General features: G+C 48.1%; 25 protein-coding genes. 19 read left to right on the top strand and 6 right to left on the bottom strand.

Annotated features, from left to right (window positions below; genetic code table 11):
• The first annotated feature begins 134 nt into the window (after positions 1-134).
• From folD to recN, 7 genes are read left to right on the top strand one after another with little or no spacing between them, the layout of a single operon-like run.
• Positions 135-995: a bifunctional methylenetetrahydrofolate dehydrogenase/methenyltetrahydrofolate cyclohydrolase FolD gene (gene folD / locus ACI3E1_RS03240; protein WP_405024244.1), complete on the top strand. Its 861-nt coding sequence runs from the start codon at positions 135-137 to the stop codon at positions 993-995.
• On the top strand, positions 985-2,355 hold the full coding sequence (xseA, locus tag ACI3E1_RS03235; protein ID WP_405024243.1) for an exodeoxyribonuclease VII large subunit: 1,371 nt from the start codon (positions 985-987) through the stop codon (positions 2,353-2,355). Before folD ends, xseA begins: the two co-directional genes overlap by 11 nt.
• Positions 2,330-2,569: an exodeoxyribonuclease VII small subunit gene (locus tag ACI3E1_RS03230; protein ID WP_405024242.1), complete on the top strand. Its 240-nt coding sequence runs from the start codon at positions 2,330-2,332 to the stop codon at positions 2,567-2,569. Before xseA ends, ACI3E1_RS03230 begins: the two co-directional genes overlap by 26 nt.
• Positions 2,556-3,458 carry a polyprenyl synthetase family protein gene (locus tag ACI3E1_RS03225; protein WP_405024241.1) on the top strand — a complete coding sequence of 301 codons (903 nt, stop codon included), beginning with the start codon at positions 2,556-2,558 and terminating at the stop codon, positions 3,456-3,458. The genes ACI3E1_RS03230 and ACI3E1_RS03225 overlap by 14 nt, the downstream gene beginning before the upstream one ends.
• Entirely contained in the window at positions 3,455-4,267 is an 813-nt protein-coding gene (locus ACI3E1_RS03220; protein ID WP_405024240.1) for a TlyA family RNA methyltransferase, read from the top strand. The genes ACI3E1_RS03225 and ACI3E1_RS03220 overlap by 4 nt, the downstream gene beginning before the upstream one ends.
• Positions 4,268-4,275: 8 nt before the next feature.
• A complete protein-coding gene (locus ACI3E1_RS03215) occupies positions 4,276-4,734 on the top strand; it encodes an arginine repressor (protein WP_405024239.1) in 459 nt (152 codons plus the stop codon).
• A 3-nt stretch (positions 4,735-4,737) separates the two neighbouring features.
• On the top strand, positions 4,738-6,405 hold the full coding sequence (gene recN, locus ACI3E1_RS03210; protein WP_405024238.1) for a DNA repair protein RecN: 1,668 nt from the start codon (positions 4,738-4,740) through the stop codon (positions 6,403-6,405).
• A gap of 87 nt (positions 6,406-6,492) precedes the next feature.
• Here recN and ACI3E1_RS03205 read toward each other — a convergent pair whose 3' ends face one another.
• Together ACI3E1_RS03205 and lexA are read right to left on the bottom strand one after the other, a co-directional pair.
• Positions 6,493-7,002 (bottom strand): YbhB/YbcL family Raf kinase inhibitor-like protein, encoded by a 510-nt coding sequence (locus ACI3E1_RS03205; protein WP_405024237.1) that lies wholly within the window; start codon positions 7,000-7,002, stop codon positions 6,493-6,495.
• 17 nt (positions 7,003-7,019) lie between these two features.
• A complete protein-coding gene (gene lexA, locus ACI3E1_RS03200; RefSeq protein WP_405024236.1) occupies positions 7,020-7,643 on the bottom strand; it encodes a transcriptional repressor LexA in 624 nt (207 codons plus the stop codon).
• 150 nt (positions 7,644-7,793) lie between these two features.
• Here lexA and ACI3E1_RS03195 point away from each other — a divergent pair, with 150 nt between their 5' ends.
• Positions 7,794-8,054, top strand: coding sequence for a DUF896 domain-containing protein (locus ACI3E1_RS03195; protein ID WP_405024235.1), 261 nt, complete (start codon positions 7,794-7,796; stop codon positions 8,052-8,054).
• A 75-nt stretch (positions 8,055-8,129) separates the two neighbouring features.
• Positions 8,130-8,357 carry a YneF family protein gene (locus ACI3E1_RS03190; protein ID WP_405024234.1) on the top strand — a complete coding sequence of 76 codons (228 nt, stop codon included), beginning with the start codon at positions 8,130-8,132 and terminating at the stop codon, positions 8,355-8,357.
• 152 nt (positions 8,358-8,509) lie between these two features.
• Here the strand turns inward: ACI3E1_RS03190 and ACI3E1_RS03185 are convergent, their stop codons facing one another.
• Complete coding sequence (locus tag ACI3E1_RS03185; protein ID WP_405024233.1) at positions 8,510-9,139, bottom strand: lysophospholipid acyltransferase family protein; 630 nt, start codon at positions 9,137-9,139, stop codon at positions 8,510-8,512.
• 103 nt (positions 9,140-9,242) lie between these two features.
• Here ACI3E1_RS03185 and ACI3E1_RS03180 point away from each other — a divergent pair, with 103 nt between their 5' ends.
• The 6 genes from ACI3E1_RS03180 to ACI3E1_RS03155 all read left to right on the top strand — a co-directional run bounded on the left by ACI3E1_RS03180 (position 9,243) and on the right by ACI3E1_RS03155 (position 14,210).
• On the top strand, positions 9,243-10,001 hold the full coding sequence (locus ACI3E1_RS03180) for a tRNA1(Val) (adenine(37)-N6)-methyltransferase (RefSeq protein ID WP_405024232.1): 759 nt from the start codon (positions 9,243-9,245) through the stop codon (positions 9,999-10,001).
• Positions 9,985-10,272 carry a GIY-YIG nuclease family protein gene (locus ACI3E1_RS03175; RefSeq protein WP_405024231.1) on the top strand — a complete coding sequence of 96 codons (288 nt, stop codon included), beginning with the start codon at positions 9,985-9,987 and terminating at the stop codon, positions 10,270-10,272. The genes ACI3E1_RS03180 and ACI3E1_RS03175 overlap by 17 nt, the downstream gene beginning before the upstream one ends.
• 145 nt (positions 10,273-10,417) lie before the next feature.
• The gene (gene rpsB, locus ACI3E1_RS03170) at positions 10,418-11,218 is read left to right on the top strand and encodes a 30S ribosomal protein S2 (protein ID WP_405024230.1); all 801 of its coding nucleotides are present in this window, start codon (positions 10,418-10,420) and stop codon (positions 11,216-11,218) included.
• A gap of 95 nt (positions 11,219-11,313) precedes the next feature.
• The gene (gene tsf, locus ACI3E1_RS03165; protein WP_405024229.1) at positions 11,314-12,189 is read left to right on the top strand and encodes a translation elongation factor Ts; all 876 of its coding nucleotides are present in this window, start codon (positions 11,314-11,316) and stop codon (positions 12,187-12,189) included.
• 188 nt (positions 12,190-12,377) lie between these two features.
• Positions 12,378-12,827, top strand: a complete 450-nt coding sequence (locus ACI3E1_RS03160; protein ID WP_405024228.1) for a DUF805 domain-containing protein — start codon at positions 12,378-12,380, stop codon at positions 12,825-12,827.
• Between the two features lie 12 nt (positions 12,828-12,839).
• Entirely contained in the window at positions 12,840-14,210 is a 1,371-nt protein-coding gene (locus ACI3E1_RS03155; protein ID WP_405024227.1) for a DUF975 family protein, read from the top strand.
• A 79-nt stretch (positions 14,211-14,289) separates the two neighbouring features.
• On the opposite strand, the gene ACI3E1_RS03150 is transcribed toward ACI3E1_RS03155, so the two are convergent.
• Positions 14,290-15,084, bottom strand: a complete 795-nt coding sequence (locus ACI3E1_RS03150) for a hypothetical protein (protein WP_405024226.1) — start codon at positions 15,082-15,084, stop codon at positions 14,290-14,292.
• A gap of 104 nt (positions 15,085-15,188) precedes the next feature.
• On the opposite strand from ACI3E1_RS03150, the gene ACI3E1_RS03145 reads away from it, so the two are divergent.
• Positions 15,189-15,575, top strand: coding sequence for an iron-sulfur cluster biosynthesis family protein (locus tag ACI3E1_RS03145; RefSeq protein WP_405024225.1), 387 nt, complete (start codon positions 15,189-15,191; stop codon positions 15,573-15,575).
• A 61-nt stretch (positions 15,576-15,636) separates the two neighbouring features.
• Here the strand turns inward: ACI3E1_RS03145 and ACI3E1_RS03140 are convergent, their stop codons facing one another.
• Together ACI3E1_RS03140 and ACI3E1_RS03135 are read right to left on the bottom strand one after the other, a co-directional pair.
• Positions 15,637-15,987: a hypothetical protein gene (locus ACI3E1_RS03140; protein ID WP_405024224.1), complete on the bottom strand. Its 351-nt coding sequence runs from the start codon at positions 15,985-15,987 to the stop codon at positions 15,637-15,639.
• 12 nt (positions 15,988-15,999) lie between these two features.
• Positions 16,000-16,956 carry a nucleoside hydrolase gene (locus ACI3E1_RS03135; protein ID WP_405024223.1) on the bottom strand — a complete coding sequence of 319 codons (957 nt, stop codon included), beginning with the start codon at positions 16,954-16,956 and terminating at the stop codon, positions 16,000-16,002.
• 176 nt (positions 16,957-17,132) lie between these two features.
• Between ACI3E1_RS03135 and prmA the strand changes: the two genes are divergently transcribed.
• The 3 genes from prmA to ACI3E1_RS03120 are packed head-to-tail and all read left to right on the top strand — an operon-like array spanning position 17,133 to position 21,047.
• A complete protein-coding gene (gene prmA / locus ACI3E1_RS03130; RefSeq protein WP_405024222.1) occupies positions 17,133-18,014 on the top strand; it encodes a 50S ribosomal protein L11 methyltransferase in 882 nt (293 codons plus the stop codon).
• Positions 18,014-18,790: a 16S rRNA (uracil(1498)-N(3))-methyltransferase gene (locus ACI3E1_RS03125; RefSeq protein ID WP_405024221.1), complete on the top strand. Its 777-nt coding sequence runs from the start codon at positions 18,014-18,016 to the stop codon at positions 18,788-18,790. The genes prmA and ACI3E1_RS03125 overlap by 1 nt, the downstream gene beginning before the upstream one ends.
• Positions 18,791-18,830: 40 nt before the next feature.
• Positions 18,831-21,047: a RelA/SpoT family protein gene (locus ACI3E1_RS03120; protein ID WP_405024220.1), complete on the top strand. Its 2,217-nt coding sequence runs from the start codon at positions 18,831-18,833 to the stop codon at positions 21,045-21,047.
• Positions 21,048-21,052 lie beyond the last annotated feature (5 nt).

Here is a 21,052-nt window from a genome sequence, read left to right as displayed (position 1 = left end):
GGAAAAGCGGGAATGTGCTGGCTACCTAATTTATGCTCCGTGTTTCATTCGTTTTATCGTTTTAACCCCGCCCGCTTTTAACGTGGGAGTATGCTAAAATAACAGGGAAATAGTGGAGTAAGGGACGTGAAAAGATGACAGCAAAAATACTTGATGGTCGCAGTGTGGCCCGGGAAATTCGGGCTGATTTAAAGGAAAAAGTGTTGCGTTTACAGCAACGTGGCGTGGTGCCGAAGCTCGTAGTTATTCTGGTAGGGAACGATACTGGAAGTGAGGTCTATATTCGAAATAAGAAGCGGGCAGCGGAGACAATCGGAATTGAAACCCTTGATGTGCGTCTTCCGGCTGAAACGAGCGAGTATGATTTGCTGAAATTAATCGCAAAGTACAATGCGGATGAATCCATTGATGGAATTCTTGTTCAGTTGCCGCTTCCTCCCCACATTAACGAAGATACGGTCGAGCGGGAAATCGATCCCCGGAAAGATGTTGACGGTTTTCATCCCATTAACATGGGTCACTTGTTCATGAATGAACCAAATTCCTTACCATGTACGCCCCGGGGGATCATGGCGCTCCTTGCTGCTGAGAAGATTGAAGTTGCCGGACAGCACGTGGTAATTGTTGGGCGGAGTAATATAGTTGGCCGTCCCATGGCAGCGCTGATGTTGAATCATGATGCAACGGTGACAATTGCCCATAGTCATACGAAGGATTTGGCGGCAATTACCCGGCAGGCAGACATTTTAATTGCCGCAGTTGGAAAATCTGAAATGATTACCGCGGATTACGTTAAAGATGGCGCTATTGTAATTGACGTGGGGATGAATAGGAATGCTGCTGGAAAACTTGTCGGCGATGTTGCCCAGGATGATGTTGCCCAGAAAGCAGGTTACATTACGCCCGTTCCGGGGGGAGTTGGCCCAATGACCATTGCAATGTTAATGAAACAGGTGGTCGAGTTTGCTGAAAGGAATACCCATAATGACAAGTGAGCATGAATACCTAACAGTCGGGCAACTGACCCGTTATATCCACCGAAAATTTACGGCGGATCCGTACCTTGAGCGAGTGTATGTGACGGGAGAGATTTCTAATTTTCGGGAACGGTCGCGGCACCAGTACTTCAGCTTAAAGGATAAGGATGCGGTCCTTGAGGTGGTAATGTACGCGGGGGCGTACCAAAAGGTTAAGTTTAAACCCGAAGAGGGGATGAAGGTACTTGCGACGGGGCGGGTTGATGTGTATGAAAAAAGTGGACGGTACCAGTTGATCATTGACCACATGGAGCCCCAGGGCATCGGTGCTCTTTATCAGGCTTATGAACAGTTAAAGGCAAAGCTGAAGGCGGAAGGATTATTTGATCGCCCTAAGCGGCCGATTCCGCGGTTTCCTCGGCGGATTGCGGTCATTACTAGCCAATCCGGGGCGGTAATTAAGGATATTATGACTACCGTTAACCGCCGCTATCCAATTGTGCAGTTGGTCCTTTTTCCGGCGGCTGTTCAGGGGAAGCAGGCGGCGGCCTCCCTTGTTGGTCGTCTAAAGGAGGTCAATGCCCGGGAAAACTTTGATACGATTATTATCGGGCGGGGCGGAGGATCCATTGAAGACCTCTGGCCGTTTAACGAAGAGGAAGTTGCGCGGGCAATCGTCGCTAGTAAGATTCCCGTAATCTCATCGGTTGGGCACGAAACGGATACAACCATTGCTGATTTAGTAGCAGACTGTCGGGTAGCAACTCCTACCGCGGCGGCAGAAATTGCTACCCCCGTGTTAACTGATGAAATTGCTAATATTATTGAAATGCGAAATCGGATGGTACGGGCGGAAAATAAGACGCTTCATTACCAAACTAAGCGGGTTCAACAACTGATAACCGCACCTGCTTTACAGCACCCGCACCGGCTTTTCGAACAGCGGGGACAGACGCTTGATCAACTAATGCTTAGATTAGAAAACTGCCAAACAACACGGTTGAAGGAATTACAAAGACGTGTGATGACAATAACAACGCGTCTTCAACGCCAGTCCCCTCAGACTAAGGTGGCGGCATGGAAGCAGCGGGCACAGGCGTTGGCTCACCGGCTGCAAACGGATGAGTCCCGGTTGATTCAAACCAAGCAGCACCAAGCGGGGCAGTTGGTTGGACAGCTTGATGCGTTGAGTCCACTGAAAATTATGACACGGGGATACGCATACGTAACCGATGCTGCTGGCCAGGTTGTTCGGGACGTAACAACGTTTGAACCGGATGACCAGGTGTGCTTGCATATGAGCACGGGACAAGCGACGGCGCGGATTGAACAAATTGAAAGGAATGATAATGGTGGCAGTAAAACAACCAACGTTTGAGGAGCAGCTAAGTCAGCTCGAACAAATTGTTAAGCAGTTGGAGCAAGGCGACCTAACGCTTGACGATTCCCTTGCAAAGTTTAAACAGGGGGTCACCCTGAGCAAAAAATTACAGCATAAGTTAGCCGACGCGGAACAAATGATGACACAAATTATTGGCCCGGACGGAAATGAAACAGACTACCAGCGGGATACGTACCATGATGCAAAGTAGTAGCGTTCTAATGAATTTTGAGCAGCAAATGTTACCGCTCATTGACGAAACCTTAACCACGTACTTAGACGGATTAGCAGCTCCTGCTCAGCTCCGAGATGCAATGAAGTATTCCGTGATGGCTGGAGGAAAGCGTATCCGCCCCTTGTTAGTACTTGCAACCGCGGTAAGTTGCGGTCAGCGGGCGGATAAAGCCGCCTTACAGGTTGCGGCTAGCCTTGAATTATTGCATACGTATTCGCTAATTCACGATGATTTGCCCGCAATGGATAATGATGATTTACGGCGGGGACAACCGACAAGCCATAAAAAATTTGGTGAAGCGGTTGCAATTTTGGCAGGTGATGGGTTACTAACAGCGGCTTTTGACTTAGTTACTCGGGCGGAATTACCAACTGTTACTACAACGAAGCTTGTCAGTGCGTTGGCCCGGGCAGCTGGACCTGAAGGAATGGTAGCAGGACAAACGCTTGATGTGACTAATACCGGTAAAAAATTAACACTCCCACAATTACAGCGGTTGCACCGGGGGAAAACCGGAGTCCTAATTAAATATGCGTGCTATGCGGGAGCGGTTTTAAGTGACCAATCCCGGGCGGTAATTGATTTGATAAGTGAATATGGGGCACACTTTGGGCTAGCTTTTCAGATTTATGATGATATTCTTGATGTCACCGGGACACAGGAGCAATTGGGAAAGGCAGTAAATAAGGATGCTATTGCTCATAAAAATACTTACCCGGGATTACTTGGTATGGCCGGTGCGCGGGAACAATTAACCATAGCGGTAATGGCGGCTCGGCGTTGTGTCCGGCAAATGGAACGGGTTGGTCTTGACGGAACGTTACTTGGCGAAATGCTGCGGTATTTTGAGGATGAGGTGCAATGACGAAGGAACGGGTTGATGTTTTATTAGTTAAACAGGGACTGTTTGCAACGCGCGAGCAAGCCAAGCGTGCGGTGATGGCCGGTGAAATTTTAGGAGCGAATGAAGAACGCCTTGATAAACCAGGAGTGAAAATTGACCCGACAACGAAACTTCATTTTAAGGGAACTAAAATGCCATACGTTAGTCGGGGGGGGCTCAAGCTCGCTAAGGCGTTGAAGGTTTTTCACCTTAGTGTCCGTAACCGAACGGTGCTTGACATTGGTTCGTCCACGGGAGGGTTTACGGATGTGATGCTCCAAAAAGGGGCGCAACTTAGTTATGCCCTTGATGTGGGAACCAACCAACTGGTGTGGCAACTGCGGCAGGATCCCCGGGTTGTTGTTATGGAAAATACCAATTTTCGGTACAGTAAACCTGCTGATTTTACCCACGGGCAACCGGAATTTGCTTCAATTGACGTTTCATTTATTTCGTTGGGGTTAATTCTTCCCCCGCTGCACGCAATTATTAAGGATGGGGGACACGTGGTAGCGTTAATTAAGCCCCAGTTTGAAGCAGGGCGTGATCGGGTTGGAAAACACGGAATTGTTCGTGAGCCAGCTGTTCATTGTGATGTGCTCCAGCATGTAATGGTTATGGCAACGGAAGCGGGATTTAACGTGTGCCACCTGGACTTTTCCCCGATTACTGGGGGGCACGGGAATATCGAGTTTTTGGTTGATTTACAAGCAACGGCGACCACCGCAACCATTGATCCTGCAATTGATCCGGTGGCTGTTGTGAAACAGGCACACGCAACGTTAAAGTAGGTGATTGAATGCAACGTCAGGCACGGCAACAAGCCGTAAAACGGTTATTGCAGGATGGGCAGTACCACAACCAAGCAGAAATTGTTACGGCCCTTGCACACCAGGGAATTCACGTTACGCAGGCGACGGTGTCCCGGGATTTAACTGCACTCCGGGTTGAAAAGGCGACGAACGCGGCGGGAGTTGGATATTACCGGCTTCCAACAGCAGAAGGTTCCCCCGTCTTACCTCGCCTTGAACGAACGGTTCGGGGGGCTTTGGTGGGAATTCGGGTGCACGACTCAATGTGTGCCCTCCAGGTTCTCCCCGGAAATGGCCCGGCGTTAGCGCATTTAATTGAGCAAGCGCAGTTTCCAACGGTTTTTGCAGCATTAGCAAACGATGCTATGGTGGTGGTATTTATGAATAATCCGGCGGTCGCTAAGCAGTTTGCGGATCAGGTTATGGCTTGGAGTAAGGAGGTGTAGGGCATGCTCCAGGAGTTAGAAATTCATGATTTTGCGATTATTGAGCAGTTAAACGTTACTTTTTATGACCAAATGACCGTGCTTACAGGAGAAACAGGAGCAGGGAAATCCATTATCATTGATGCCCTTGGGCTTCTTGCTGGGGGACGGGGCCTTAGCGAATTTATTAGGAAAGGGGCTCAAAGGGCGGTTTTACGTGGTCTTTTTGTTGTCCCAGTAGATGCACCGGTTGTTCAAGAGTTAACGGACAGGGGAATTTCTGTTAATGACGGTGAAATTCTCCTTGAAAGAAACCTTACCCGGGCGGGCCGGAACGTATGTCGTGTGAACGGGACCCTGGTAAATTTGGCAACGTTACGAGCGGTCGGGGAACGTTTGATTGATATTCACGGCCAAAATGAACACCAAGAGCTGATGCGACCCGAGACACACTTAGGATTGCTTGACGAGTATGCGCAGGAAACGAACACACTCCGGGAGCGTTACCAGGCTGTCTATAAGGATTATGAGCAACAACAGCAGGCCCTTAACCAGCGAAAAAAGGATGAACAAGCGTGGGCCCAACGACTTGATATGCTTGATTTTCAAGTAAAGGAAATTGAAGCAGCCCACTTAAAACCAGGCGAAGAGGAGGAATTGGCTGCTGAAAAGGAGCGCCTTGTTAACTACCAGGCGATTCACGATGCGCTTGAGCATAGTTATCAGTTACTTAACGGTCAGGCAGATGTCCTCGGCCATTTGGGGACGGCAATGGATGAGCTAGAGCAGGTGGCCCAGTATAGCGACCGGTTAACGCAGATTAGCGAAACAGTCGGTGCGGCGTTTTATAGCCTGCAGGACGTCGAGCGGGATATTGCGGATGAACGTGATAATTCGGCATGGGACGAAGGCCGCCTTGATGAAATTGAACAGCGTTTGGAAGTAATCCACCAATTAAAGCGGAAATATGGTGACTCAATTGCGGCTGTGTTAGAACATTACGAGAAAATTAAGCGGGAGCTTACGACGATGCAAGGAGAGGATGCTGACCTTCAGTCCCTTGAGCGAGGCGTGCAATCCATTAAGAAAAAGGCGCAAACCCTTGCAGACCAACTGACTACTGCCCGGAAAAAAGCGGCCCAGCGACTTGAACAGGCGATCCATGTTGAATTGGCGGCGTTGTACATGAACAAGGTTATTTTTAAAGTCCGTTTTAGTAAAGAAAAGCTAACATTTAACGGTCAGGATGGGGTTGAATTTTACGTTCAGACTAATCCAGGGGAAGAAATTGGTCCGCTGGCGAAAATTGCTTCGGGTGGAGAGTTGTCCCGGATAATGCTGGCGTTAAAGACAATTTTTGCACACCGGAAAAACGTTACCAGTATCATTTTTGATGAGGTGGATACCGGAGTAAGCGGCCGGGTAGCGCAGGCGATTGCTGAAAAAATTTACCAGATTGCCACTAATTCGCAGGTACTTTGTATTACTCATTTGCCTCAGGTGGCATCAATTGCGCAGCATCACTATTACATTGAAAAAATGGTGCGGGCAGGGCGTACAACCACGCACCTAACAGTGTTAAACGATGCGCAGCGGGTTGATGAGATTGCCCGGATGTTAGCTGGGAGCACGGTGACACCATTAACCCAGAAACATGCGCAGGAAATGCTGTCAGCAATGCAAAAAGAGTAAGAAAATAGTTATGTAAAAAGAGCAACGGGAGGGACTTACTGTCCCTCCCGTTGCTCTTTTTATTATGCTCGCTTCTTTCGTTTGGGGTTAATCAGCAGAATATGGAAGAGGTATCCGGGCGGTGTCAAGGACGTGGCCCTCCATGGCGTGCAGTAATTCATTCATCCAGTATCCTTGTGGGAGGGGGAGGAATGTGTCCAGCGCATATCCTGTAAGAAGGTAGTCATGAACGCCGTGCGGTGGTCGCGGTCCCGTATATCCTTGGCAAATTTCTGATGGGGCAGTCACAAACCTACTGGCATTACTATTCTTTCCCTGAATGAACTGGGCAGCGAGTTGTCGGCTTGCATCTTCGGGCAATACAGGAGTTGTTGCGGGAAGATTGGCAAGGGTCCAGTGGATCCAAGCAAACCCACATACGGGAATAGAATCATAGTCAACAAGGGTAAGGGCCAGCGTTTTGGTTGTTTTTGGGAAACCGGTAAATGTTACCGGAAACGACCGTACCGGATGATTAGCAACTTGGTCTGTTTGGGGCGCTCGGCTTCCAAACCGGTCAGCAAGATGCCCGTTAACGAGTGGAACTGTAATTTTCATATGAAGTCCCCCAATAATTAAATTGTATTACGATAAAGACCGATAACTTTTCCGAGAATGGTAATGTCAGGAAGAATAATCGGTGCCATGGTATCATTCTCAGGCTGTAGCCGGATATGATCCTTTTCTTTAAAGAACCGTTTGCACGTTGCTTCGTTTTCGGCTGTCATGGCAATAATAATATCGCCGTTATCAGCAAAACGTTGCTTGCGTACAATTACCTTATCTCCGTCAAGAATCCCCGCTTTTATCATACTCTCACCACGAATTGTTAGCATAAACAGGTCTTCGGCGGAACTAAATTCCGGGGGAAGCGGGAAAAACTCATCCGTATCTTCGATTGCTAAGATTGGTTGCCCCGCCGTAACGGTTCCAATTACTGGAATTTGTTTAGCGTGGGGGCGAATTCCTAATACTTCTTTTCCAGCAACGGTAACTTCAATGGCCCGGGGTTTAGTAGGATCCCGCTGAAGATAACCCTTCTTTTCAAGACGAGCAAGGTGGCCGTGAACGGTTGAAGTTGACGAGAGGCTAACAGCCTGACAAATTTCTCGTACGGTTGGCGGGTACCCCTGTTCATTAACGTGATCATAGATATAGCGTAAGACGGCAATCTGCCGCTTTTCGGTTGGTTGAGACATTTTATAACTCCTATAATAAGTACTCTCTATCGCTAGGATACCATAGAAGAACGCTGTGGTGCAAACGGATGTTCGCACCATGCTTGTACCACTCCGCGGTTTTCGGTAAAATAAATGGTGATAAATGTGTAAACAAAGGAGGAGTGGACAGTGGCAGATGAACGACAGGGGAAGATTCCGCAGGACTTAATTGATCGGATTAATGAATTAGCCCGGAAGAAAAAGGCGACGGGGCTTACCGTAGAGGAGCAGGCTGAACAAAAACGACTGCGGGAAGATTACCTAGCACGGTTTCGCGCAAACTTTCGGAGTCAGGTTGAAATGTTACAGGTATATGATAAAAACGGAAAAGAGGTCACGCCCGAAAAGGTTAAGCAGATTCAGCGGGACCGCGGGCTCCGGGACGATTAAGTGAAGCGGGTGTTGCTCCGCTTCTTATTATTATGTAGAATTGTTAGGTGAAAGTTTAGAAAGGGGAATTTTAGGATGTCAACAGGGATATGGATTCTAATTGTAGTAATTGGCGTAGTTGGCGGATTTGTAGGGGGCTTCTTTTTTACCCGGAAATACATGGAAAATTACTTCAAAAATAACCCGCCGTTTAACGAGCAAATGTTACGGACGATGATGGTTCAGATGGGACAACGCCCGTCAGAAAAGAAATTGCACCAAATGATGACAGCAATGAAGGCCAGCTACAAGAAGCAAAACTAATTATCGGGATGTAGGGGCGAAGAAAACGGGTATAGGGAAAATCGTAAAGCAGCGAGTCAATTCAGCCCGTTTATTTTGGCACTAGGTTATCCATCAGAAGTAAAGAGGTTAGGGCTTAACGCCCCAACCCCTTTATTTTTATTCACATTTGATCATTGTTTTTTAGTTTTAGTGGGATCCTGGTAAACATAATTTGGATCGATTTGGTTATCAAGCTGCTGGAAAGCAGTATTCATTTGTTCAAGGATCAGAGCTTGTTTGTCTTTACTAAGGCGTCCTTGCCCAACGGTGATCGGGTTACCAAACGCAATGGTTGATTTGTGGCGTTTTAATATGTCCCGGAATGTGAGGGGGCCTTGGTAAACGGCGGGGACAATTGGGACGTTGGCCATTTTGGCGATGAGAAGTACGCCACCCTTTAACTTTTGGGAGTGACGGGTTCCGGACGGAAACATAATGAGGGAGATATCCCGTTCTTTCAGCCACTTAACGGGGGTTTTAATTGCCTTCATGCCTGGTTTACTCCGGTCAACCGGAAAGGCGTTGAGGTGGGTAATCAACCAACGCAAGAGTGGGTTTTTGAAGAGCTCCTTCTTGGCCATGTAGCAAAATTGTTTAGGGGTTGCTGCCCATGAGAGGTAGACCATGTCAAACCAGGCGCGGTGCGGAGCAACAAGAATGTAGTTTCCCTCAGGAAGGCATTCTTTATTTAAAACGCGGGGTGCTCCGTTAATGATTCGGAGAAACGTGGTTCCGATAAAACGGATAAACGAGAAAAACACGGTGGTCATTCCTTTCGCATGTAATGGTAAAATTAAATCATGACTAGTATGCCGGATTTTTGTACCGGGTGCAAGAAGGAACTGGTGAAACGGAGGGGAAGTAGTGCAGGTAAGGTTACAGTCAGATGAGCGGATTGATCAGTTATATGCCCACGACATTCGAATTATTCAAAGCCCAAGTGTTTTTTCGTTTTCCCTTGACGCGGTGCTTCTAGCGGACTTTGCCCGCCCTATACTGAAAAGAACCGGGCAAGTTGTTGACCTCTGCGCGGGGAACGGCGCAGTGGGACTGTTTTTATCAGCAAAAACCCGGGCCACCATTACTGCTGTTGAGCTTCAGCCCCGGTTAGCTGATATGGCCCGGCGCAGTGTTTTGCTAAATAATTTAGAAAACCGGATGCGGGTATTAACGTTAGACCTGAATGATGCGTTTACGCGGATTCCTAAGGATTCGGTAGATACGGTTACGTGTAATCCCCCGTACTTTCCGGTAACCCCGGCAAGTAAGAAAAACCCCAACCGGTACCTTGCCGTTGCTCGTCACGAGTTAACGGTAACCCTTGAGCAGGTTATTCGAATAACTAGTGGGCTTTTAAAAACAAATGGGCATGCTTATTTGGTGCATCGACCGGACAGACTAGGTGAATTGATTATGCTGATGAGAGAATACCGACTTGCGCCTAAACGGGTACGGTTGGTTTACCCGAAGGCGGGCCGGGACGCCAACATTGTGCTGGTCGAAGGGATTAAGGATGGCCGTCCGGGAGGCATGCGGTTTGAACCACCAGTGCTAACTTACGGGAAGGACGGGCAGTATACGCCAGCAGTGAGGGAGATGTTGTACGGTGACGCCCACCAGTGAACAAAAATATTACTTTTACGTCCTGCTGTGCGCCGACCAGACGCTGTACGGTGGGTTTACGACGGACAAAAAACATCGGCTTGCTATGCATAACAGCGGACGGGGGGCCAAGTATACCCGTACCCGGCGACCGGTAAAGATGATTTATTCTGAGGAATATTCAACTAAATCAGCAGCCTTAAAAGCGGAGTATGCGTTCAAACATCAATCCCGCCACGCAAAAGTGTGTTTTTTACGCCAACATGGCGTAATTGTTTCCGAAAGGCGTTGAATTTTGGGAACAAATCCGGTAGACTAAAAAAGGCGTTGTTCGGCAACGCTAGTTTACACTCCGGTGGATGAAAGCGGGGGTGCTCGGATGAGTCCTTGTCTTCGTGGAGACCGGAGGAAGCAAAAACAATATGGAGGGAATTTCAATGGCAGTTATTACCATGAAGCAGTTGCTTGAAGCCGGGGTTCACTTTGGTCACCAAACCCGCCGGTGGAATCCAAAAATGAAGGAATACATCTTCACCGAACGGAACGGGATCTACATCATTGATTTACAGAAGACGGTTAAGTTAATTGATGAAGCCTACGACTACATGAAGGATGTTGCCGCAAACGACGGCGTTGTTCTGTTTGTAGGTACCAAGAAGCAGGCCCAGGACTCAATTGAAGAAGAGGCTAAGCGGTGTGGTCAGTTCTACGTTAACCATCGTTGGTTAGGGGGAACGTTGACTAACTGGAATACAATCCAGACCCGGATCAAGCGGTTAAAGCAGATCAAGAAGATGGCTGAAGACGGTACGTTTGACCGGCTTCCAAAGAAGGAAGTTGCTAAGTTAGAAAAGCAGCGTGACCGCCTGCAGAAGTTCCTTGGCGGGATTGAAGACATGCCGCGGATTCCAGACGTTCTGTTCATCGTTGACCCGCGGAAGGAACGGATTGCCGTTAAGGAAGCCCAGAAGCTGAACATTCCGATTGTTGCCATGGTCGACACGAACGCTGATCCGGATGAAATCGACGTTAAGATTCCGTCAAACGATGACGCTATCCGGGCCGTTCGTCTGATTACTTCAAAGATGGCTGACGCAATCGTTGAAGGTCGTCAGGGTGAAGACGACAACGATGTTACTGAAGAATCATTCAATAACAAGGATGATGCTAAGGCTGACTCAATTGAAGACATCGTTGAGGCCGTTGAAGGTGACAACGACAAGAAGGATGCTGAATAATTAATCAACAATCTTGGGCTGTCTCGGGAGGGCGTTAAGCCCGAACGAGGCGGCTTTTTATTAACAATGAACTAGAAGAAAGGGAGGCCACAAAAATGGCAAGTATTTCTGCAAAGCAGGTTAAGGAACTCCGTGATAAGACGGGTGTTGGAATGATGGACGCCAAGAAGGCGCTGGTTGCGTGTGACGGTGACATGGACAAGGCAACGGACTTCTTACGTGAAAAGGGCATGGCTAAGGCTGCCAAGAAGAGCGACCGGGTTGCTGCTGAAGGATTAGCTGACGTTGTGATTGATGGTAACACCGCTGCAATCCTTGAAGTTAACGCTGAAACGGACTTCGTTGCTGCAAACGACCAGTTCAAGACGCTGGTTAAGCACATTGGCGCGGTGATTGCTGCTGAAAAGCCGGTAGACGTTGAGGCTGCCCTTCAGGTTAAGACGGACAAGGGGACAATCAATGACGAAATCGTTGAAGCCACGGCCGTAATCGGGGAAAAGATTTCTCTGCGGCGGTTTGCGGTTGTTGAGAAGAACGATGACGAACACTTCGGCGCATACATCCACATGGGCGGAAAGATTGCTTCTCTCGTTAAGGTTAACGGGGCGGACGATGAAACGGCTAAGGACGTTGCAATGCACGTTGCTGCTATCAACCCGAAGTACGTTAACCGCGATGAGGTTCCGGCTGATGTTGTCGCTCACGAAAAAGAAGTGCTGACTGAAGAGGCCAAGAACGAAGGCAAGCCGGAGAAGATCGTTGAAAAGATGGTGATGGGCCGGATGAACAAGTTCTTCGGTGAGATTTGCCTGGACGACCAGGAATTCGTTAAGGATTCTGACCAGAAGGTAGGTAAGTACGTTGCTTCGAAGGGTGGCAAGGTTGAATCCTTTGTCCGTTACGAAGTTGGTGAAGGAATTGAAAAGCAGGCTGATAACTTTGTTGACGAAGTTATGGGTCAGATTAAGTAACAATTATTGTTAATTGCTAGAAAGGACGTGGTGAGCATCACGTCCTTTTTTTATGCCGATATACGATTCTCAGTGTTAAAAATGGTTGACGAATAATTCTTTAAGAAACTATAAAAGGTCAGCAAAATATGATACATTAAATTAAGTTATTATTTTCCATATCGTATGAAAGTGAGGAGTTAATTCTAATGAAGAGGATTGATGAGCACGGAAAGGTGACCTTCCGGCAAGCTGGAAGCGATTATTTTCACGGGCTGTTTAACTTTAAGGGTCGAACAACGCGGCGCGGGTTAGCGTGGACATTGATTGGTGCGTTTGTCGTAATAGCATTTATGCAAAATATTTTGGACGGGCTAACGACGTACTGGCAGTATGGAAACATTTCTAATGTAGTTGAAAACGTCTTGACGTGGGTAATTATTTTATCCTTAGTTCCCGTTATTATTCGGCGGTTTCGCGATGCAGGAGTTAAGGGCTGGGCAGCGTTTATTGGTCTGGTTGTTACCTTTGTGTTTATGATGGTTCTGGATTTACTCGGACTAATTATGCTGGGATGCCTGTTAGGAATCATGATTTTTGTACCAACGGACAAGCTGGTGTTTCATAAGGATAACTGGTTACGGTATGTTTTACGATAGGAGGAAAATGAATTGAATCGTTCTGAGTTAAAGCAGCAGGCAAAGGACCTACTCCGTAATAACTTGTGGATGGGGGCACTTTATTCCTTTGCAGGCCTTGTGATAGCTTTTGTTTGTGTTTTTGGCTGTGGACTTTTAGTTGCATGCTGTGCAAAATTCATTACACTCTTCTTTAATGGCGATTCTACTAGTGCGTCAGCGATTGCTTTGGCAGTAGGTCTATTATTGGGGATATTATTAGGAGCTATTATTTCTTCTTACTTTAGCACGGGGCTGTGTTTCTTGATGCTGGAGTGGGCGAAAACCAAGAAGCGTCCGCAGCACTGGTTCCATCTCTTTGTTACCCCGTTTACGGCAGGCTATTTTTGGCTAACATTACGGGTTTCGTTGCTACTGTTTATTTGGACGTTCTTCTGGCAGCTTTTCTTTGTTCCCTTAGGATGGGCAAAGGAGTATGCATATTCGCAGACACTGTTAATTATGCGCGAACACGTTGAGGCAGGGGAAAAGGTGACGGCCCGGCAGTGTATTAATGAAAGTCGCCGGTTGATGAACGGGTGGAAGGAAGACCTGTTTATTCTTGATTTAAGTTTCATGAACTGGGAACTTCCAGTTGTATTAGTCGGATTTATCGTTGCCCTCTTCTTACAACGGCTTAACCAAGTTTTTCTGTTATGGGGTTCGAGTATTATTCCCGTAGTAGCAGGGTGTATTGTTGCTATTTTACTAATGATGTTTGTTTCAACGTATCAGTACTTAACGAAGGTGTGTTTCTACCTGCAGTTAAAGCGGGAGTTCCACAGTGCCACGGCATCAATCCCCGTTGTGATATACCCGAATGGGCAGGCTGAGACGCTTGCAGGAGAAGAGGTCGGTAAGCGACCGTCAAGTAAGCCGTTCTGGATTATTGGGATTGCGGTTAATGCTGTACTCCTTGCTGGAATATTCCTTAATTGGGGATTATGTCGGCTCTCACCAAACCTACGGGCCACTATTTGTGGTAACGAATACCGCGTCACGATTAAGGGTGAAGTTCTAGGTTTTGATTACACCCAACATGCCCGGATAATTTTTCATACTAATAATGCATATATGAATACCGGAGACGAGGGGCAGCACTTCACCTTCCTGCCGGTTGATGGGCATCATGACCGTGCGCGGTGGCGTCGGCGGGTTAGATCATTCCTTGATGACCTTGAAAATTATCCAAAGTATGAGGTCAAACCATCACAGAATGAAATTATTCTGAATGATAGGGATAATGATCCAGCAATTGAATTGCAACACGTAAAGCGTTCGGACCACGGAAGGGTGCTTACTGCACGGTGGCACGTTAAGGAAACTGATATGACGTACCACGTTAAACTTCAAAAAGTTAACTAGTAAAAAGAAGTTGGGACTCGTTCCCAACTTCTTTTGCTATTTCAATCCGTTATTTCATTCTAAGTAGTGCGGGACAGTTCTAGCTTTCCGACAGGTTGAGCTGCTTTGCGAGGGATACCCGTTCATTCGGCGTTCCCAGAAGAACCGGGGACGCCTGCAGGACCGTCACAATATCGTGTAATTCGGCAACTGTTGGTGCGGTTGCAACCGGACTAACCGGAACGGTGGTTGCCAGTTGAATTGTTGGGTGGGTGGCGGTTTGAACCGGGAGCTGGTGGTCCACCCGGCGGAACAGAAACTGGAGCACCCGACCGTACGCGGGGGAGACGGTTTGGTGGGAATCCGTTGATAGTAGATTAAGAACTCGGTCAGGCTCAAAGATTCCGGGGGCCTCCTGGTGAGTGTCAAGCGTAGTGGCCAGGAAATAGAACTGCTTGATGTGAGCATCGCGGAAGTGCCGCTTCCATTTCTTTAGCCGTTTTTTCTTATTTCCATGGGGCGTAAAGGTTGCACAGAATCCAATAGTTGTTTCGGTGTCTTTAATAAGGAGTGCGGTACTTCCCCATAGACCATCATCGTTTGGAAATGGGGTGATTTTCAGATCGCCGATTATTGTGGGGTACCCGGTAGGCATAATTTGGACCCCTTTAAGTGAAAGCTTAAGTACCCCGGTTACGATCAAAATTTGAAGGAGTTCATAGAGATCTTGAGAAATAAAAACGGGCGGAGTTGCAGGATGCTGTAGGAAAGTAATCACTGACGGGGTGAGGTGACTAATAACTACAGGAGTTGTTTTATCCGTTAGTTCATCAACGTTAACGTGTGCTTGGGAAGTTGTAAGTGTTAGTCCTGTTAGGTGCTTAATTATTTGCATGGTTTCTCCTCCGTTTAATCTACCAGTCATTATAGCAGACTGCTTGCCGGCGGTTTGCTTCGGGGGTATGCTTAACTTGACAAGAGAATTAGGAGGGTGATGGCATGAAGTTAACTGTTACTGCTGCGGCTAAGGAGAGGCTGGCTAAGTACAATACGCCGGGGACACTGTTTGTTCTTGATTTTGAGGACGGCGTTGGGCTTTCTAAGCAGGGCTCCGGGACCTGTTCGTTTGATAAGGAGTTTACGCTAGTTGTTGCTAATCACCAGACTGACTTGAGCGATTATCAAAAGCAATTGCCGGCAACGTACGGAACGTGGTACTACAAGGGATACAGTGCAGCGTTCATGGATAATGATATGACGCTGACTGTCAATCCCCGGTATAGTAACTTAGAATTAAAGGGTAACCGTTCTGGATTGTTATCAGCTGATTTACGGGTTAAGGATGTCCGGGGGAAAAAGCTTGCCCCGGCACATATTGAAAAATAGTCCAAAACACCGCCATGGAGGATATGCCTCTATGGCGGTGTCTTTAGTATTTATAAGGGTTTTAGAGTCGGTGAAGTAGTACCAAAGCTCCTCCTAAAATAACGAGGCATACCCCACAGTTAATAAGCGTGATGGTCTGATTTCCCCAATGGTGTAGTAGGTTACGAATAAAGAGAAGGAGCATGAGTCCGGCAGTGATTGCGCCTACAAGATAGATTATGTGAAGGGTGCCAAAGTATACTAGTAGCGCAAGGGCGATGATAAGAATAATCATTCGCGGACTTTGGTACCACCGTGCGTTTCCCATAAAGATTTGGGTGTACGTGAACTGGGAGCGGGAAGCGAGCATGTTAAAGCGCAGAGCTGTTGTAAAAAGCCAGAAAACAAATAAAAGTAGTGCGATTAATTCCATAAAGGGCCTCCGTTAGTTATTTTGAAAAAGGGTTGTAAGCCGCGTCATAAAGAGGCGTTCAAATCGATCCTTGTCAACGTTGACGGCTGCCCGGCTGTGGGCGGGCTGATCAAGCAGTTTTTCGTCCCCGATTGTGCGGCCGGCACACGGACCTTCAACCTCGACTTTCATGTTAAGCGCAAGCGTTGTTACGAGGCTAGGGTCAACAGCGACGGCAACTGCCAAGGGATCATGCAGGGCACACCCGTTCAGGTGCGGGTGAATATCCGCGTAAATGTCGATGTAGTAATCGACAATGGCAGCGTACTTCTCTCCGGCAGTTGTTCCCAGCGAACGCCACTGAGCCGTCTGCTCCTTCGTGAGGATAGTGCGGGTCGTAACGTCCAGTCCCACCATTGTTAGTGGGAGGGGACTTTGAAAGACTTCATTTGCGGCCGCAGGGTCCTGGTTGATGTTAGCCTCCGTGGTGGAAGTTACGTTTCCTGGAATTGTCAACGCCCCGCCCATTAACGTTACGTTTCCAATGAGATGGGTAATGGTCGGATCTTTTTTAATTGCGGCGGCAAGTGTCGTTAAGGGGTCAGTGGGAACAACAATGAGGTCGTTTCCGTACTGGTGAGCGGCTTCGATGATAAAATCACGGCCGCTCATCTGTTCAGCGGTGCGTGCAGAGTGGGGCAGGATTACATCCCCGACCCCGTTCATTCCATGAATACGCTGACTAATCGGCATAACACTAAATGTTGTGGCGGTTGAAGGATGGGTGGGTCCCATAAAGACGGGGATTTCAGGGTGGCCAAGCATGTCAAGCAGATCAAAACAGTTTTGGACTGCTTGTGGAGTCAGAACGTTGCCGTACGAGCCAATTATTCCAATTAAATCTGCTTCGGGGACGGTAAGCGCGTACGCAATTGCAAGGGCGTCGTCAATTCCCGTATCAAGGTCTAAAATCATTTTCTTTTTGGTCATGCTGGTCACTCCCATAATAATAATTATCTCCAGTGTAGCAGAATTTTTCTTCCGTGTGGGGGGCGCTTCGGGATTTTAAGGGCGGAACTAGTCGTTGTCCGGAAAATACGCTATATTGGTAGCAAGATGACCAAATTTTTGGTAAAAAATAGTTACTGAAAGGAAGAGGTAATGAGATGAAGTGGAATGAGGTCCGCGTGGTAACAACCGCTGAGGCAGCAGATGCGGTCACCAATATTTTGATGACAAACGGTGCCGGGGGTGTTCAGGTTGATGATGCGGGGACGGAATATCAATTAATTACGTATTTCCCGGCTACGACCGCTTTGCCTGAAGTAGTGACTCAGATTGAAACGCAGGTGCAGGGGTTAACACAGTATGGTCTAAATCCTGGAAGGGGAAAAGTAAGCGTTTGTTCCCGGGATGATGCTGATTGGGTTGATAAGTGGGAAAAGTACTACCATCCGCTTCGCCTAACGCGGTGGCTAACGATTGTTCCCCGGTGGGAGGATTATCAGCCGCAACAAGCAGATGAACGTTTGATTTACCTTGATCCGGGAAAGGCGTTTGGGACGGGAGCCCATCCAACAACTAGGCTAACGTTGCAAGCCCTTGAAGCAGTTGTGCGCGGGGGCGAAGAGATGATTGATGTGGGGACGGGTTCGGGAATTTTAGCAATTTACGCGCGGATGCTAGGTGTATCTCAGGTGATGGCCAATGATATTAGTGAAGAAGCGGTTGAATCGGCTAAACGGAATTTTCAGCTTAATCCTCAGGCAGCGCCCATTACGGTTAGTGTGGGGAATATGTTAGATGGGGTGACTCATCGGGTTGATTTAATCACGGCGAATATCTTACCGGATGTCCTTACCCCCCTTATTCCCCAGGCATGGACGTGGTTGAAGCCGACAGGGCACCTGTTATTATCGGGAATTATTGCTATGAAGAAGGAGCAGCTGGTTGATGCATTGACCGCTACGGGTTTTGTACTCGAAGAAACGCTTCAGCGGGGTGACTGGGTTGCACTAGTTGCTCGCCGGCCCGGAAAGGATGAATAATGCAACATTACTTTAGTGCTACATCATTTTCACTAACAACGACCTTTGACCTTCCGGAAGAGACTTACCGTCACATTGCGACCGTGATGCGGATGCAGGCGGGTGATCAGGTTGAACTGGTTCATCCAGACCAGCGATGTTACGTTGTTGAATTAGACGAAGTAGGGCCACAACGGGTGACCGGCCACGTTGTCCGGGAAGTGACCCGGCCAGTTGAGCTACCCGTGGAAGTAACAATTACGTGTGGGGTTCCTAAGCAGAATAAGGCAGAATGGATTGTTCAGAAGGGAACCGAACTTGGCGCCACGCATTTTATTTTTTGTGATAGTCAGTATGCGGTGGCCAAGTGGCAGTCAAGCAAGCGGGCCCGGAAAGTCGAACGGTTACAAAAAATTGCCCGGGGAGCGGCTGAACAGTCCCATCGGCTCGTTATTCCGACTGTTGAGTATGTTTCCGGAATTGCAGCAGTTACAACGCAGAAGTATATGGTTCAACTAGTGGCGTACGAAGAAGAAGCCAAGCAAGGGGAGGTAACCCGGCTGGAGCAGCAGGTGCACGCCCTTATGCCGGGGGATACGGTAAACGTGGTTATTGGGCCGGAAGGAGGCCTTGCGCCTGCAGAGGTAATAGTCCTGCAACGGGCTGGCTATACCGCAGTGGGGTTAGGCCCCCGGATTTTACGGGCTGAAACTGCTCCATTATACGTGTTAGCAGCATTATCGTATGCTACTGAGCTTACTTCGGAAACCCGGATGGGCGTTTTGGAGGATAAGTAGTAAGATAGGAATAAATACTTCTGGATGGAGGAATGGGACCGTGAAGCAGGAAACAGTTTGGGATGCACAAGACGTTGTTGATATGTGTCGGGAGTATATGAATGATGATCATGTTGCGTTTGTGCAACGGGCGTGTGATTTTGCAACGTACGTTCACCGGGAACAGCGGCGGCAGTCTGGCGAATCATACATTATCCATCCCATTCAGGTGGCGGGAATTTTAGCTAACCTACACATGGATCCAGAAACGGTAGCAGCGGGATACCTTCACGATGTAGTAGAGGATACGCCTGTAACCCTTGGCGACGTGGGTGAGCTTTTTGGACATGACGTGGAAGTAATTGTCGACGGGGTGACTAAGCTGAGTAAAATTCAGTATAAGTCACACGAAGAACGATTGGCTGCGAATCATCGGAAGCTGTTACTTGCGATGGCGCAGGATTTACGGGTAATTATCGTAAAACTTGCGGACCGGCTACATAATATGCGCACCCTTGTCCATTTGCGCCCAGATAAGCAACGCCGGATTGCTAATGAAACGCTCGAAATATACGCTCCGTTAGCGGACCGGTTGGGGATTAATACCATTAAATGGGAACTAGAGGACCTTTCCCTCCGGTACCTTAACCCCCAGCAATATTACCGGATTGTTCACTTAATGAACGCTAAACGCGAGGAACGGGTACATTACATTAACACGGCAATCCAGGAGATCCGCCGGGTAATTGCGGGGTTGCATCTGAATTGTGAGATTTACGGACGGCCAAAGCACATTTATTCCATTTACCGGAAGATGCACGACCAACACAAGGAATTTAGCCAGATTTATGATTTATTAGCTGTTCGGGTAGTGGTAGATTCCATCAAGGACTGTTACGCGGTGCTGGGAGCGATTCACTCGGAATGGAAACCAATGCCGGGGCGGTTTAAGGACTACATCGCAATGCCCAAAGCCAATATGTACCAATCGCTTCACACAACGGTAATTGGGCCGCAAGGGAAACCGTTAGAGGTACAGATCCGGACAAAGAAGATGCACCGGGTTGCTGAGTACGGAATTGCTGCCCACTGGGCATACAAGGAAGGTAACACTGCCGGGGTGAAGCAGAGTGCTACGGGTGACCGGTTGAATCTGTTTAAGGAAATTGTTGAACTTCAACACGAAACCACTGATGCAAGTGACTTCATGGAAAGCGTTAAGGGGGACCTTTTTGGTGACCGCGTTTACATTTTTACTCCTAAAGGAGAAGTGGTTGAACTACCAAAAGGGGCTGGCCCCCTTGATGTTGCGTATGCCATTCATACGGAAATCGGGAACCATACAACGGGGGCGAAGGTAAACGGGAAGATTGTGCCGCTCGACTACCGGGTGAAGAATGGGGACATCGTTGATATCTTAACTTCTAAGAATTCAGCGGGGCCAAGTAATGACTGGCTTGATATGGTTCGCACTAGTCGGGCTCGGAATAAGATTAAGCGTTTCTTTAAGCGGCGTGACCGGGAGCAAAACATTGATAAGGGGCGCGACATCATTGATCATGCTCTGTTGGATGCAGGGTATGACCCACGGCAGGTATTAACCCCCACTAACATTGAACGGGTATTAGCTAAACGGCAGCTGAACTCGGCGGATGATATGTATGCGGCGGTTGGGTTTGGTGAGATGCAACCTGAAGGAGTGATAAACCGGCTGACAGAAGCGATTCGAAAGGAGCAACAAGCGCAACGGAATGCCGCCCGGGAACAGGCTGTTTTGCAACGTGAAGCTCCAGTAACTGATGATCACCGCGAAAAGAAAAAGCAAAAGCCAAACGATGCCGTGCTCCTTGAAGGCGCAGATAACATGATGATGCACCTTAGCAGGTGTTGTAATCCAATTCCGGGCGATAAGATTATTGGTTACATTACCAAGGGGCGGGGAGTGTCAGTCCACCGCGTCGGGTGCCCTAATATTCCTCAGGGTGAAAATGCCCGGTTGGTGGCGGTCGATTGGAACATGATTCCTGGGGCTGAACGGACGTACGAGGCCGAGCTTGAGGTCCAAGGATATAATCGTTCAGGATTATTAACGGACGTGTTACAAGCCGTGACTAACACTGTAAAAAACATTACGTCCATTAATGGGCGCGTTAATCATCAGCGGACGGTAATTATTTCAGTTGTCATGGCTATTCGGGATCAAGCACATCTTCAGCGGGTGATTGATAACGTTAAGCGTGTCCCGGACGTGTATGTTGTTAAGCGTCCCATTCACTAGGAGGA

Source organism: Ligilactobacillus sp. LYQ139 (assembly GCF_045033025.1).
Lineage (GTDB): Bacteria > Bacillota > Bacilli > Lactobacillales > Lactobacillaceae > Ligilactobacillus.
The sequence above is the reverse complement of the archived record's forward strand: the minus strand, read 5'-3'. Positions and strand labels throughout refer to the sequence as shown.

Excerpts from the sequence above, each read along its gene's own strand:
- folD (WP_405024244.1), top strand. The coding sequence starts at position 135 with ATGACAGCAAAAATACTTGATGGTCGCAGTGTGGCCCGGGAAATTCGG.
- xseA (WP_405024243.1), top strand. The coding sequence starts at position 985 with ATGACAAGTGAGCATGAATACCTAACAGTCGGGCAACTGACCCGTTAT.
- ACI3E1_RS03225 (WP_405024241.1), top strand. The coding sequence starts at position 2,556 with ATGATGCAAAGTAGTAGCGTTCTAATGAATTTTGAGCAGCAAATGTTA.
- ACI3E1_RS03220 (WP_405024240.1), top strand. The coding sequence starts at position 3,455 with ATGACGAAGGAACGGGTTGATGTTTTATTAGTTAAACAGGGACTGTTT.
- ACI3E1_RS03215 (WP_405024239.1), top strand. The coding sequence starts at position 4,276 with ATGCAACGTCAGGCACGGCAACAAGCCGTAAAACGGTTATTGCAGGAT.
- recN (WP_405024238.1), top strand. The coding sequence starts at position 4,738 with ATGCTCCAGGAGTTAGAAATTCATGATTTTGCGATTATTGAGCAGTTA.
- ACI3E1_RS03205 (WP_405024237.1), bottom strand. The coding sequence starts at position 7,002 with ATGAAAATTACAGTTCCACTCGTTAACGGGCATCTTGCTGACCGGTTT.
- lexA (WP_405024236.1), bottom strand. The coding sequence starts at position 7,643 with ATGTCTCAACCAACCGAAAAGCGGCAGATTGCCGTCTTACGCTATATC.
- ACI3E1_RS03190 (WP_405024234.1), top strand. The coding sequence starts at position 8,130 with ATGTCAACAGGGATATGGATTCTAATTGTAGTAATTGGCGTAGTTGGC.
- rpsB (WP_405024230.1), top strand. The coding sequence starts at position 10,418 with ATGGCAGTTATTACCATGAAGCAGTTGCTTGAAGCCGGGGTTCACTTT.
- tsf (WP_405024229.1), top strand. The coding sequence starts at position 11,314 with ATGGCAAGTATTTCTGCAAAGCAGGTTAAGGAACTCCGTGATAAGACG.
- ACI3E1_RS03160 (WP_405024228.1), top strand. The coding sequence starts at position 12,378 with ATGAAGAGGATTGATGAGCACGGAAAGGTGACCTTCCGGCAAGCTGGA.
- ACI3E1_RS03150 (WP_405024226.1), bottom strand. The coding sequence starts at position 15,084 with ATGCAAATAATTAAGCACCTAACAGGACTAACACTTACAACTTCCCAA.
- ACI3E1_RS03145 (WP_405024225.1), top strand. The coding sequence starts at position 15,189 with ATGAAGTTAACTGTTACTGCTGCGGCTAAGGAGAGGCTGGCTAAGTAC.
- ACI3E1_RS03140 (WP_405024224.1), bottom strand. The coding sequence starts at position 15,987 with ATGGAATTAATCGCACTACTTTTATTTGTTTTCTGGCTTTTTACAACA.
- ACI3E1_RS03135 (WP_405024223.1), bottom strand. The coding sequence starts at position 16,956 with ATGACCAAAAAGAAAATGATTTTAGACCTTGATACGGGAATTGACGAC.
- prmA (WP_405024222.1), top strand. The coding sequence starts at position 17,133 with ATGAAGTGGAATGAGGTCCGCGTGGTAACAACCGCTGAGGCAGCAGAT.
- ACI3E1_RS03125 (WP_405024221.1), top strand. The coding sequence starts at position 18,014 with ATGCAACATTACTTTAGTGCTACATCATTTTCACTAACAACGACCTTT.